This is a genomic window from Paenibacillus sp. 10L310 (assembly GCF_056395745.1).
Genome location: NZ_JBFTKC010000011.1, coordinates 78,433 through 92,601 on the forward strand (window position 1 = coordinate 78,433; position 14,169 = coordinate 92,601).

12 protein-coding genes and 1 riboswitch are annotated in these 14,169 nt (G+C 48.9%); all 12 genes read right to left on the reverse strand.

Going from position 1 to position 14,169, the window contains the following annotated elements:
* Nucleotides 1-105: 105 nt before the first annotated feature.
* Entirely contained in the window at nt 106-1,353 is a 1,248-nt protein-coding gene (locus AC1DE7_RS21440) for a serine hydroxymethyltransferase (RefSeq protein ID WP_164783303.1), read from the reverse strand.
* 219 nt (nt 1,354-1,572) lie between these two features.
* On the reverse strand, nt 1,573-2,166 hold the full coding sequence (locus AC1DE7_RS21445; protein WP_076254013.1) for a TIGR01440 family protein: 594 nt from the start codon (nt 2,164-2,166) through the stop codon (nt 1,573-1,575).
* 141 nt (nt 2,167-2,307) lie between these two features.
* A riboswitch (ZMP/ZTP riboswitch) is annotated at nt 2,308-2,389 on the reverse strand.
* Between the two features lie 96 nt (nt 2,390-2,485).
* The gene (locus AC1DE7_RS21450; RefSeq protein ID WP_036612575.1) at nt 2,486-3,058 is read right to left on the reverse strand and encodes a low molecular weight protein arginine phosphatase; all 573 of its coding nucleotides are present in this window, start codon (nt 3,056-3,058) and stop codon (nt 2,486-2,488) included.
* Nucleotides 3,059-3,116: 58 nt separating this feature from the next.
* The gene (locus AC1DE7_RS21455; protein ID WP_036667772.1) at nt 3,117-3,677 is read right to left on the reverse strand and encodes a manganese efflux pump MntP; all 561 of its coding nucleotides are present in this window, start codon (nt 3,675-3,677) and stop codon (nt 3,117-3,119) included.
* A gap of 175 nt (nt 3,678-3,852) precedes the next feature.
* Nucleotides 3,853-5,025, reverse strand: a complete 1,173-nt coding sequence (locus AC1DE7_RS21460; RefSeq protein ID WP_315370765.1) for an L-threonylcarbamoyladenylate synthase — start codon at nt 5,023-5,025, stop codon at nt 3,853-3,855.
* A gap of 247 nt (nt 5,026-5,272) precedes the next feature.
* On the reverse strand, nt 5,273-5,932 hold the full coding sequence (spoIIR, locus tag AC1DE7_RS21465; protein ID WP_315370764.1) for a stage II sporulation protein R: 660 nt from the start codon (nt 5,930-5,932) through the stop codon (nt 5,273-5,275).
* Between the two features lie 924 nt (nt 5,933-6,856).
* Nucleotides 6,857-8,077 carry an FtsW/RodA/SpoVE family cell cycle protein gene (locus AC1DE7_RS21470; RefSeq protein WP_036667775.1) on the reverse strand — a complete coding sequence of 407 codons (1,221 nt, stop codon included), beginning with the start codon at nt 8,075-8,077 and terminating at the stop codon, nt 6,857-6,859.
* Between the two features lie 270 nt (nt 8,078-8,347).
* Nucleotides 8,348-9,568, reverse strand: coding sequence for an FtsW/RodA/SpoVE family cell cycle protein (locus AC1DE7_RS21475; protein WP_076254008.1), 1,221 nt, complete (start codon nt 9,566-9,568; stop codon nt 8,348-8,350).
* Between the two features lie 85 nt (nt 9,569-9,653).
* On the reverse strand, nt 9,654-10,538 hold the full coding sequence (gene prmC / locus AC1DE7_RS21480) for a peptide chain release factor N(5)-glutamine methyltransferase (RefSeq protein WP_477535152.1): 885 nt from the start codon (nt 10,536-10,538) through the stop codon (nt 9,654-9,656).
* 24 nt (nt 10,539-10,562) lie between these two features.
* A complete protein-coding gene (gene prfA / locus AC1DE7_RS21485; protein WP_017691918.1) occupies nt 10,563-11,630 on the reverse strand; it encodes a peptide chain release factor 1 in 1,068 nt (355 codons plus the stop codon).
* 639 nt (nt 11,631-12,269) lie between these two features.
* The gene (gene ychF / locus AC1DE7_RS21490; protein ID WP_127549029.1) at nt 12,270-13,370 is read right to left on the reverse strand and encodes a redox-regulated ATPase YchF; all 1,101 of its coding nucleotides are present in this window, start codon (nt 13,368-13,370) and stop codon (nt 12,270-12,272) included.
* Nucleotides 13,371-13,562: 192 nt separating this feature from the next.
* Complete coding sequence (locus AC1DE7_RS21495; RefSeq protein ID WP_255319856.1) at nt 13,563-14,033, reverse strand: GNAT family N-acetyltransferase; 471 nt, start codon at nt 14,031-14,033, stop codon at nt 13,563-13,565.
* Nucleotides 14,034-14,169: the final 136 nt, after the last annotated feature.

Consider the following 14,169-nt stretch of genomic DNA (forward strand, 5'->3'; position numbering starts at 1 on the left):
CTGGGGATAAAGGCGAGCGCTACGCTTCTTCAGGTTCTTTCGGTTTGCTCCGTCTGCGTGTGTACATTAAGAACACTCAAATACAAACAGCATGAGCAAAGTTTTTTAGTATTTAAGATCTGTATAGAGCGGGAATTGGTCTGTCAGTGCAGTCACTTCTGCACGGGCTTCATCCAGCTTCGCTGTATCTTTTGGATTTTTCAGCGTTTTAGCAATGATCTTACCGATGGCTACCATCGCTTCTTCGTTCATGCCACGGGAAGTTGCAGCAGGTGTACCAATTCGAATACCACTCGTTACAAACGGGCTTGTAGGGTCGAATGGAATGGCATTTTTGTTCACGGTAATACCGATGGAATCAAGCACATGCTCAGCTTCCTTACCTGTGATGTTCACACTGCGTGTGTCGATCAGCATCAAGTGGTTATCTGTACCACCGGATACGATGTTCAGTCCTTCAGCGATCAGTGTTTCAGCCAGAACCTGTGCGTTTTTCACAACATTCTCAGCATACGTTTTGAACGATGGTTGCAAAGCTTCACCGAATGCTACTGCTTTGGAAGCGATCACGTGCATCAGAGGTCCACCTTGGGAACCAGGGAATACGGCTTTATCAATCGCTGCTGCCCACGCTTTGCGGCACAGAATCATACCACCACGAGGTCCACGCAGCGTTTTGTGTGTAGTTGTTGTTACGAAATGCGCATGTGGAACCGGGTTTGGATGCAAACCCGCAGCAACCAGTCCTGCGATGTGAGCCATGTCCACCATGAACAAAGCGCCTACATCATTGGCGATGGAAGCCAGCTTTTCAAAATCAATGGTACGCGGATACGCACTTGCACCTGCAACGATCAGACGAGGGCGGTGTTTGAAAGCCGCTTTGCGTACTTCATCATAATCAATCAGGAATGTATCTTCCTGTACGCCGTATGCTACAAAGTTGTACAGCAAACCAGATGCGTTAACCGGGCTACCGTGTGTGAGGTGTCCACCATGGGCAAGGTTCATACCAAGTACAGTATCACCAGGTTTCAACGCTGCAAGATAAACTGCCATGTTCGCTTGTGCACCGGAGTGAGGTTGAACATTCACGTGTTCTGCTCCGAACAATTCTTTTGCACGATCACGCGCGATGTCTTCAACGATGTCCACATGCTCACAACCGCCATAGTAACGTTTGCCTGGATATCCTTCAGCGTACTTGTTGGTCAGAACAGATCCCATTGCTTCGATTACTGCTTCACTTACGATGTTCTCGGATGCGATCAGTTCGATGTTGTTCTGTTGACGTTTCAGTTCAAGATTCATCGCTTCCAGTACTGCCGGGTCATTCTTGCGCAATTGTTCCATGATTAAATTCCTCCCAGTTATAAGTGAAGTTATAAAGTGAAACTAATGTTTACACGAAAACTGCGAGTGCAACACCAATCTGAAGAAACGAAGTGGTCGCCTTTATCACCGGATTTCCCCTTTTAAATAGGGAATTAAAAAATCTGGGGATAACAGCGATCGGAAGATGGTGATGCAATCAAAGTCAGGAGTGTAACCCAATTAGTCTCGCTTTATATGTTAGTCACAAAATGTCGAATCTGGTTGTTCTTCCATACGATACACCGCGCGTTCGCCGCCAATCAACTTCGGACGGGTCAACGCTGTGGTTACACGAGCATCTCCAACATAGCGAAGCGCTGTACGATAGGGTACGGCTACATGCCGGAGATGCATCCCAATCATCGTCTCCCCAATGTCCAGTCCCGCATGGGCCTGCACATGTTCAGCCAGGCATGGATCGGTCAGCGAACGATATGCTGCGGATGCCATTGAACCTCCGGCCTTGGGCACGGGTACTGCACCAACCTCGGTCAATCCAAGTCGAGTAAGCACAGAACGTTCCATTACCAGCGCACGGTTCAGATGCTCACAACATTGGAATACCGTGTCAAAACCGAACTCTTCCTGCACCTCGCGTATACCCGCAAGAAGCTGCTGCGCCACTTCAATGGCACCACTCGTACCAATCCGAGCGCCTGCGACTTCACTTGTGCTTGTACCGATCACAACGATCTGTCCAGGCCCAAGCTGTCCGGCAAGCGCCAGTTCATGCAGAATAGACGCGGTCTGTTCCTGCAATCCGGGTTGTTCCGAATCTAACTCTATAGTCATCCTATTATCGCCTCCCGATAAAATCATGCCCGCTGTCTCTTGGTTGTCCTTCGTATTCTTGCACGGCATCTCAGGTACTATTATAGCGAATAATCAGATGAAAGACGAAAAAAAGAGCAGTCTGCGGGTAACGCAGAATTGCTCTTTTGCCCAGGCGACCGGCCGTTTGTTCCGGTGCTCCATCGTGGTTATGCCCACTTCGTCGCCAGTTACACCGGATCCCTGTTTTCCCCTTCATCATAAAACAACCCGCGGCTAAAATCAACGGTTAATTTACATCACGTGTCCTATTTCTATAACCTGCCTCGCAGGATCAGAGTTATCCAAGCTTATCCAAAAGCCGGTCCAATGCCGTCCGAATCTCAGCTGCAGCTATATTGTAATCATCACGACTTCCCCCAAACGGATCGGAGATGTCGAAACTTGGAATTCGTTGTCTAATCTCAATGGCTCGCTCACGCTCCGATGCCAGGATCTCTTGGCCAAGGGCACGTTTCATCTCAAGCGTTGCAAACAGGCTGTCCAACTCCTGAACATCACTTAATACCTGTTCATCATCCTCCACATATTCTTTCAATGTATAGGTTTTGTGGACTGAATCGGGAAAAACCTGCATGACATGCTGCTTATGACTACGTGTTAATGTAAGAACCAGATCGGCCCAACCTACCAGGTTAGAGCTAAGCTGTGTGGAATGAGGTGGACCTTCAACGTTATGATCTCTCAAAACCGCTTCAGCGTGTCGGGAGATCGGCATACCCGACGTTGCTGCCACACCTGCGGAGCGAACCTCTACCTGAATGCCACGCTCCGATGCCAATTTTCGCAAAAGCCCCTCTGCCATGGGGCTGCGGCACGTATTTCCTGTACATACGAATAAAATATGTTTCATTGTGTTAGCCTCCCCATTTTACATATGATGCGAATGATATGATATCTCAAGTTTTATTCTAAAATATAAACAAAAGTCCAAACGCAAGCAAGATTGCGCCACCAATAGCTTCGCCGTAATCTCCGAGATTCTGGCTCACCCGACGGCCTAATAGCAGCCCCATAACCGACATCACCCCGCCACAAACGCCGAAAGCAAGTACGGTTAAGATCAGATCACTGCTAAACATCCCTAAGGAAACGCCAACGGAGAATGAATCCACACTTACGCTGAGGGAGAACAAAACAACGCCGAGCAGGGAACGGTGGTCCACCAGCTTTGTATCGCCTTCACGGAATGCATTCAGAATCATATGAGCACCCAGCAAAACAAGCAATCCACCTGCCGCATACGTCGTAATGTCACCGAGCAGGGAACTGACGTATTTGCCCATATACATGCCGATGAGCGGCATGATGATATGAAATAGCGCCGTTACAATACTGATTCGCAATACATCCCGCAGCCGAATGCCCTTCATGCCAATTCCGATCCCGAGTGAGAACGCATCGAGGCCAAGCGCAATAGCCATGATCAAAATGGTTACCAACTGCCCTACATGGACAGACACATCCCACATCCCCATACCCCCAAGTCACGTAAAGGTTCTTGTACACGATATGCGGACAAGGACCTAAACATGACCGATGAAAGGCAAACGGCGACGGATCTCTGGTCAGATGCTGGCTTTATAGAATCTTGATTTTGTTTTGGAAAAAGAGTGATTACTCTCCTGACTGTATGATCAGGAGAGGTTATAAGGGGCGCTGGTTGCCAACTTGTATGAGTTGGTTCCCCGCAGCCTTGAGCAGCCGATTCATGACGGCTGCTCCCAGCCCTTCGCGTGAGCAGGCTTCAGCCACAATATATGTGGCGCCTTGCTCATCGCAGCTGCGCAGCGCGGCGTATAGCCGGCGCGCTGCTTCTTCCAGCTCGCTGGCGTCGCCCAGCGAGAACACGGCATCGGCGCGGTACTGCTCCGCGTGCTCGGCGAACGCCAGCACAGCGGTGCGCTCTCCGCGCTGCGCCGCCTCTGCGAGGGCGGCGCTAATCCAGGCCGCCACCGCTGCGGGCGGCCCCTCCACCACGCACAGCGCCCCTGCGGGTGCGTAGTGCGTGTACTTCATGCCCGGCGAGCGCGGCGCCGGGCTACCCACGCCATCGGCCCCCTCCGCGAGTAGCGCGGGGTCCGTGGCGACACGGGCGGCAACGGCGGACAGTTGTTCCGCCGTAATGCCGCCAGGGCGCAGGATGGTGACGGTACCGTCGTCACCGACCTGCACCACCGTGGACTCGACGCCCACCCCGGTGGGGCCGCCGTCCACAATGCCGCCGATGCGGCCATCCAGATCCTCGCGCACATGAGACGCGAGTGTCGGGCTTGGCCGCCCGGAGCGGTTGGCGCTTGGCGCAGCTACAGGGCATGCCGCCGCCGCGATTAACTGCAAGGCCACCGGATGGTCCGGCATGCGCACGGCCACCGTGTCCAGACCGGCGGTGACACGCGGGGACACCGCACCCGGCCTAACCGGCAGCACCAGCGTCAGTGGTCCCGGCCAGAAGGCCGCCATCAGCGCTTCCGCCGTTTCGTTCACTTCCGTGACCAGCGTATCCAACTGGTCACGGTGCGCGATATGCACAATCAGTGGATTGTCGGAAGGTCGGCCTTTGGCGACAAATACAGCCTCCACGGCTGCTGTGCTACGCGCATCAGCACCCAAGCCATAGACCGTCTCGGTCGGAAAGGCCACCGTCTGACCGAGACGAATGCAGGCTGCGGCAGCCTGCAAGTCGGCGAGCGCCTGTTGATCGGCGCTCCCCTTTTTCACATCCAATAATTCAATATTACCCAATCCGTGATCGTTCTCAGCGCTCACCAAGACGCGTACATCCCACATCTCAGTGACCAGCTCTCCCGGAGCTTTCATATCACGTTCTTCTCTACCATCCCTCATCTCAGAGGTGTGTTGCACTGGTTCGTTTTCTCTGCTCATATATCATCATTCCTAAACTTCAAGTAGGTTAGTTCATATCCATATTCAATATAAGTAATTATAACATACCTGTCCCAACTCGGATGCCCTTCATACTTCGCCCGGAAATTCACCACTAATTCATATCAAAAGGGCAGCTCCCTGAATCGAAGTTGCCCTTTACCATAGTATAAATACGTTGTTATGCGAACAATCCAGTTACCCAACTCCACAGTTTCACAGCCATATCCCACAGAAAGAATCTCGCTTCCGGTGTGTCTCCCTGCACAGATGCTTCTGCATCTCCTGGTTCAGCCGCTGCGGCTGATACCGTTGAAGGTTTCTCCAGTGCATCCCCAGTCCCTGCATCAATGAAGCACAGCGGCGGGAACAACACACACCACCAGTTCTGACCTTTGCCTTCGCCCAGCGTAATCCGAACCGCTTCATAATCTCCGGCAGGATACACAGTGCCACCATATAGTTTGGTCGGGAACGGAACGGAACCCAGCTCCACCTGATACTCATAATTTAAACCGCGACTGGCCAACTCTTCTCCTACTCTATTCTCAATCTCGGACAAATGCTCACGAATAACCTTGCGCGCTTCATCCAGACTTTGCGGATTCTCCAGTTCGGCTACCCACTCGCCCATCTGAGCAACGACAGCATCCCGAATCTCGCGTTTCACCAATTGATCTCCCGGTGCATCCGAGTTTGCTAGAATACGCAAGCGAATCGATTGTTCTGGAATTGCTGTGGCCGCCACAGCTGCATCCGTTTTCTGACCTTCCCACATCATGATAATCATCATAAGACATACAATAATAAGTCCAATTTGCTTTACAATTCTTCTGCTCATTCCGTTCTCCCCCTCGGCTCTCTGATCACGCTACCTGCAACTCTCTCATGTCTATCAGTATGCCCGGTAGAGACGGAAGTAAACCTAGCATTTGCAATAAATCTACTAGAAGTTGTTCAAAAAGTCCGCTTTGATTACGAAGAATGCCCAGCTGCATCATCAACGTCGAATATGAAATTCAGCCGAAATAAGCGGGAGCCTTACGGAGTATGTTTACCAAAGAACCATTTTGATTGCTCACGTAGTTTATCCTACGCTCCACTACTCCATTTCTAGCCTCATCCCATCTTCTCGGTACTGAAAACCCAACTTTTTGAACACGTACTACTAGAATGTGTGGTTAAACCCAGGCAAGTTATACGATGACAAAATGTCAGCGTCCAAAAAGCCTTGAAGACTGTACTGGCTGACCCTAGGCGAATGACTCTCGCGAGTGACCAGTCGATGTTCTAAAGAACCGAGGACGTCTTATTTGCCCTTCAGGCATTCTTTTGAAATTGTAAGGAACATGAGGCACGTTATTCCCCAAAGTTATCTGATCAACATGCTACAGAAGGCTGTTTATGTTGATATAACGTGTCTCAGATTCATTAGCTTTCTCCGGACACTTCAAATCCCCGAATAAGATGTGTGTGGTTCGTTAGCTCCTAGCACCACCTAACTCTTAACTCCTAACAGCTGGCACCTGAAGCTCCACACAATGCTCAACACTCTATTTCCAACTCTTTCAGGTTCGCCTCAGCCTACAGCAGGCTCGAAGACACCTATGCATTACTTCTTTCATCTCTCATTCACACTTTCTCACCCATCATGTTAAAAAGGCTGATCCGCACCTGGTTACAGGGCAAATCAACCTCTTCATTCCTATAAACGATCACGTTATACGTCCCACCGCTTTACCTTTCACCTACACCGACTCAACAGTTACACAGCACTTTTTTCTTTCTTGAGCATATTCCATAAACGTTCCGACAACCGGGGTTGCTGCTCTCCCATCAGAAGTTCATCCTCCTCTTCTTGCCCGTACAACTTAATGCTCATGACTACACCGATGCAAGCCATATTTATAAGCAAAGAGGTGCCGCCGTAACTGATGAACGGTAACGTAATACCTGTGAGTGGCATCAGTCCGAGGAACGCCCCCACGTTCTCAAACACCTGATACAACAACATTCCGATAATACCTACAATGATGACGGGTCCCGCGCGATCTCTACATGCCAGAGCAATCAGCACCATGCGGTGGATCAGGATAAAGTACAACAGAATCAGTACGGATGCACCAACAAACCCAAACTCCTCTGCGATCACAACAAAAATGGAATCAGAATACGTATAGGGGACTCGTCCACTCTGAACGGATGTTCCTTGCAAATAACCTTTGCCGATGATGCCCCCAGAACCGATGGCTAAACCTGCATTTTTCGTATGCCAGGAAGCCTTTGAGGTAGCCTTTTCCGGTACAAGCCAGGGATCAATCCGCTCCGCCCAATGCTCACGTTTTATCTTTTCAAGAAAAGTGAAAACTTCACCATGGTAGAAGGTATAGGCTTTGACAAAACCAAAGAACGCCACTCCCACAATCGCCAGTGCAATCAATGCGTGCTTCAGCCTCATATTTCCGATCCAGAATACCGCAGCCAAAATCACCACATACCCCAGCGCATTCCCCAAATCATTCTGAGCCATAACAAGGGCAAACGGAATAAACGCCCAACAGCCAATCGGCACAATATCTCTCCAAAATTTCAGCGTGCCTCGTTGTCTCTTCACGATCAAATGGGCGAGAAACAGAATCAGAATCATCTTGAACAACTCTGCCGGTTGAAAAGAAAAGTTTTCGCCCAGCTTCAGCCAACCGTTGGCGTTATTGATTGAACTTCCCAGGACATTGGCCAGGATCAGCAATATAATTCCCAAGCCATACAAATAAAACGCATATTTCACGTATAACTTGTAATTCACAAGCCCGATCACAAGCACCGCAATGAACCCGGCCACATAGAAATACATCGTTTTGACATGATGATTCGCCAGGTTGGCATCTGTCTGCGTTCCGCTATAAATCGCAAATACACTAATAATCATGAGCAACAGCATTACAAAAAGAATCACACCGTCCATCTTTTTCAACATTCTCAACATGACTCTGTCCATCCCCCTGAAATCTAGCATTCTATGATTTCCAATTGAACTCAATATTACCATTGTATATAATTGGATAATAAAATGGAAATCAGGGTCGTTTCAGGTTAAAAAACGAACTATTCAACGGCCTGAATTACGCCGTAAAAACAATAAAAACCCCAAAACATCCACCCAATGTAACTTGGGTTGGTCTGTTCCAGGGTTCTATAGTTATCTAGCTTATATACATAAATCTGACGTGCTATTTCACGGTTTGACTCAGAAACGTTATTGCTCCTGCTGGGATGGCTTGCGTCTTAGCAATTTCCTCACCAGATCCGTAATACTCGGTTGTTCCGCAGAGCCAAGAATATCCTCATTCTCTTCCGTGTGGACCTTAATACTCATCACAAGACCCATGCTGATCATGTTGATCATAATGGAGGTACCACCCGAACTGATAAACGGCAGCGTAATTCCTGTCAACGGCATCAGACCAATGAATGGACCAATATTAACAAAGATCTGGTAAAGCAGCATCGCTATGATCCCAACAATGAGATAAGGCCCCGCGCGATCCTTACACTCCAGTGCAATCAGCACCAGCCTGTGAATCAGGATAAAGTACAGGAGAAGCAGTACCGAGGCACCGATGAAACCAAATTCTTCCCCAATCTGCACAAAGATGGAGTCAGCATAGGCCAGCGGCACCCGATTCGACTGAATCGTTGTGCCTTCCATATAACCTTTGCCTGTAATCCCACCAGAACCAATCGCAAGCTTTGCATTATACGTCTGCCAGAGTACATCTCTTGAGGTCAGCTCTGGTACAAGCCAAGGGTCAAAACGATCCGCCCAGTGCGAACGTCCAATGTCATTCAGAAATTTAACAATCTCATCATGGTAATGAATATACGCCTGTGTACCACCGATAAAAGCAGCCACTGCGATCATAAAGCCAATGAGGGCATGCGTAAATTTAATGTTACCAATCCACAGTAAGCCCACAAGAATGACTACATAGCTTAATGCATTTCCCAAGTCATTTTGAAGCAATACGAGTAGTAACGGCGGCAGAACACAGAGCGAAATCGGAATAACGTCACGTCCAAAATAGAGCGGACGGTTCTTCTTTCGGGCCAAAAAGGCCGATAAAAACACAATCAGGCATAACTTGAACAATTCAGCAGGTTGCAAACTGACCCCGAAGATGGACAGCCAACCTTTTGCACCATAATACTCCTTACCAAAGAACATAACGAATATGAGCAGGAGCATCCCCACGCCATAGATATATAAATAATTTTTGATTATGAATTTATAGTTGATCATCGACATCCCAAAAAAGACTACGAAGCCCAAAATATAAAAGATCACTGCGCTTTTCGGGAGTCCCTCCAGCTTTGGACGACCAAACGTTGTACTGTAAATCGATAAAATACTGATACCCATCAGAATAACGAGTATAAAGACAATAGAATAGTCTATCTTTTTAAATTTGTGCAGCATGTAATTATGTTCCCCCAAGCATTCAGAAATCTTCGGTATATCTCATTGTAGAGGATTTCACGGCAAAAAGAAAACCCGCAGAACCTTACATTTTCGTCACCTGTTCCGAAGTACGAACACCCAGGACATGCCGCTCGATTCCGGCAAGGTCCGGTACAATGATAATTTCCGGCCAATGTCCCGCCGTTTCAAGCAAAGCTGCAATGTCGCGAGCCTGCCCTTCGCCTAGCTCAAAACCAATGATCTGCGGCGGCGCAGGCAACAGCGCCAACTGCTCCAGCATGATACGGTACGGTGCAAGCCCGTCCGGACCGCCGTCCAATGCCATGCGCGGCTCATGATCGCGCACCTCTTGCTGTAACCCGGCGATATCAGCCGCCGGGATGTATGGCGGGTTGGACACCAGGATGTCCACCCGTGCCTCGGCGAACGGGGCCAGCAGATCGCCTTCACGGAAGTCGATCTGTACCCCGTTCGCGGCCGCGTTCCGCGCGGCCACTTGCAGGGCAGCCGACGAGAGATCCCCGGCGCCAACCTGCCAGCGCGGGCGCAGTGAAGCCATCGTCACCGCGATGGCGCCACTGCCCGTGCCGATATCGATGGCGAGCGGAGCGCCGTCGGGAAACACGCGGTCGGCTTCGCGTAGCACAGCCTCGACCAACAGCTCGGTCTCCGGCCGCGGAATCAGCACGGCCGGCGTGACCTCGAACGGCAGCCCATAAAATTCCTGGTTGCCGATAATGTATTGCGCCGGCTCACCCGCAGCCTTGCGCGTGACGGCGTCCTCCCAGCTGCTGCGATGCTCGCTGGGAAAAGGCTCCGGCTGCATCATGTAATACGCGGCGCCATAAACGCCGAGTACATGTTCCAACAGCAGCCGGGCATTGTTTTGCGGCTCGTACACGCCGCACTTCTCCAAAAAAGAGGAAGCCTCCACGAAGGCTTCCCGACAGCTCTGTTCCGGCGTCATGACAAACTGCGCGCGGGTCACAGATTATTCTCCTCTATCCATCAACTCGGTCTGCTGAGCAATCGTCAGTGCAGACAAGATATCTTCAATCTCCCCGTTCATGATCTGATCCAGCTTGTGCATCGTCAGGCCGATACGGTGATCCGTCACACGGCTTTGCGGGAAGTTGTACGTACGAATACGCTCACTGCGGTCGCCCGTTCCCACTTTGCTCTTCCGCTCAACAGAGATCTTTGCTTCCTCTTCCATACGTTTCATATCGAAGATACGTGTACGCAGAACCTGCAACGCTTTTTCCTTGTTGGAGTTCTGTGATTTTCCATCCTGACATGTCGCCACGATTCCCGTTGGAACGTGCGTTACCCGTACTGCGGATTTCGTGGTATTAACCGATTGTCCACCGGCACCACTGGAACAGAACGTATCAACACGGATGTCTTTGTCATGAATTTCAATATCAAAATCTTCGGCTTCAGGCATAACCGCAACCGTTGAAGTTGACGTATGAATACGTCCGCCTGACTCAGTTGTTGGAATACGCTGCACACGGTGTGCGCCGCTTTCGTATTTCATTTTGCTATAAGCGCCGCGTCCGTTGATCAGGAAAACAACCTCTTTGAACCCACCGAGATCATTTGTGTTAACGTCCATCAGCTCTACACGCCAGCCTTGTGCATCTGCATAACGTGTGTACATCCGATACAGATCTGCTGCAAACAACGCTGCCTCATCTCCACCAGCTGCTCCGCGAATCTCAACAATAACGTTTTTGTCGTCATTCGGATCTTTTGGCAACATAAGCACACGAATCAATTCGTCCAGTTCCTTCTGGCGAGTGCTCAGTTCGTCAATTTCCATTTTGACCATTTCGCGCATCTCATCATCCAGTTTCTCACCCTGCATTTCCTTCGCAGCTTCGAGATCCTGACTTACCTGTTTGTATTCATTGTACGCTTCATAAGTCGGTTGCAGATCGGATTGTTCTTTGGAGTATTCCCGCAACTTTTTGTTGTCACTTGCCACATCCGGGTCACACAAAAGCTCGCTCAACTTGTCATAACGGTCGGCTAACGCCTGTAATTTATCCAACATGTATAGTCACCTCACACATTATTTTGTCCATGCAAATATCGTTTTTAATAATTATTTCGGTTTCATTATTCATAACATCTATAATCTATATTCCACAACGCACAGGATTCTCACCGAATCCCCTGACCGCAGCATGTATTCACATTCCTGTATGATCGACGTATAACATCGCTACAACGTCATCAAATCCTTTACTTTTAAAGTGAAATCAAGAAATCGCGTACCCTGTATGAAACTCGCTTAAGCTCATCTGTTACAGCGCGAATTTTAACGTGGTATACGACTCTTAATTATAGCATATTCTTATGGTTCTGAATAGTAACTGTTCCGCATGCGGATGAACTAATTTTCAGTTCTGCAAAATACAAAATGAAATTATTGTTCGATGTTGTTCCGAAATGTAAAATAAACAAAAGCCACGATGCGCTAACATCGTGACTTCTCTAAACAAAGGCCGGTGGGCGACCACGGCGAATTTCAATCAAACGAATGAAAAACCACCGGATTGCAAGGCGACCAACCTAATCCCGGTGGTTTTTCTTGTTCCTCATCTGCAAAACTCTAAGTCAAAGACCCCACGAACTTCACGAGAAGGTCGCAGGGTCATGTTATTAAATCTACATATAAAGGTGTAACAACCTATACGTTGAAACGGAAGTGCATAACGTCACCGTCATTTACAACGTACTCTTTACCCTCAAGACGAAGTTGTCCGCGCTCTTTGGCACCGTTCATGGAACCCGCTGCAACCAGATCGTCATAAGAAACAACTTCTGCACGGATGAATCCACGTTCGAAGTCGGTGTGAATGACTCCCGCTGCGCCAGGCGCTTTGGTACCTTTACGGATTGTCCACGCACGAACTTCCTGCACACCTGCTGTGAAGTATGTGTACAGACCGAGCAATTTGTAAGCCGCTTTGATCAACAGGTTCAGACCGGAATCCTCGATACCGAGTTCTTCCAGGAACATTTGTTTATCTTCGCCTTCCAGCTCAGAAATCTCTTCTTCAACCTTTGCACTGATCGGCACCACTTCTGCGTTTTCAGCAGCTGCGAATTCTCTTACTTTTTGCACGTAAGCATTGTTCGCCACGTCGCCGATTTCGTCCTCAGCTACATTGGCTGCGTACAGAACAGGCTTCAGGGTAAGCAAGTGCAGATCGCGCACGATCAGAAGCTCATCATCCGTAAGTTCCATGCTGCGTGCCGGCTTGTCATCGTACAGAACAGCCTTCACTCTCTCCAATATTTCTACTTCTTGAGAGGCAGTCTTGTTGCCGCCCTTCATGTTTTTCTTGGAGCGATCGATTTTCTTCTCAACACTCTCGATATCGGCCAGGATCAGCTCCAGATTGATTGTCTGGATGTCGCTTACCGGGTCAATTTTGCCATCGACGTGTGTAATGTTCTCATCTACAAAGCAACGTACCACGTGTACAATCGCATCTACTTCACGGATGTGGGCAAGGAACTTGTTACCCAGACCTTCGCCTTTGCTCGCACCGCGAACAAGACCAGCGATATCTACAAACTCAAACGCCGTTGGTACTGTTTTCTTAGGTACAACGAGTTCTGTCAGTTTGTCCAAACGCTCATCTGGTACTTCAACGATCCCCACGTTAGGGTCAATTGTACAGAACGGATAGTTTGCCGATTCGGCACCTGCTTGTGTAATTGCGTTAAACAACGTAGATTTTCCGACGTTCGGAAGCCCTACAATTCCTGCTTTCAAAGCCATGTATATGACAACTCCTCATTGATTACTTGTTCGGTATGGATAATCCTATACATTATATATGACAAACCTCAAGGCATCAAGGAACTTCGCCAATTCGACTAGAGTCCCATACGCTTCCCGAAATCCCCGGTTACTGCGGATAATTCGTTTTGCGCAGATCTTAAGTTTGGCCTAGATTATCCGTTTTTAGATTTACCCTCTGATTTCCTTGTACATCGTCAGGTCCGTTACCTCATATCCCATCTTGCGATACAGGCTGCTCGCCCGCACATTATGTCCAAACACATGCAAACCAATGCGATCCACGCCAAGACTCAAGGCGATCTGTTCAAGCGCCTGCATTGTCTCTGTTCCGTATCCCTTACCGCGGTGTGCTTCTTCAACCACAATATCCAGCAAAAAGGCATCTTTTCCACGACGATTATCCGTGATGTTAAACCAGATATACCCTACATTGCCGTCCACAGGATGCACCAGATTGTAGAGATACGCTCCGGGTGTGTCCAAGCCTTCTGGCAGATAACGTTCATAAGATTCCTCCGCCAGTTGCTGTGCCTCTTCCTCCGCCCAGGTACCTGCTTCTACTTTTTCTTCTGCAAAATCCTTAATCGATCGAATGCGAAAACTCGCATAATCTTCCTGATTCATTGGAGAAAGTTCCAAGTTATTCCCCTCCTTATTAAGAGTGATCTTAATTATGTATGATCTCCGTGCAATCTTTTTTTTGCACTACTATATCGTATTGTATCCTGTTCTCTCGCTTAGCGCATGAAGTTATTCTGATGATACGGTTTTCAAT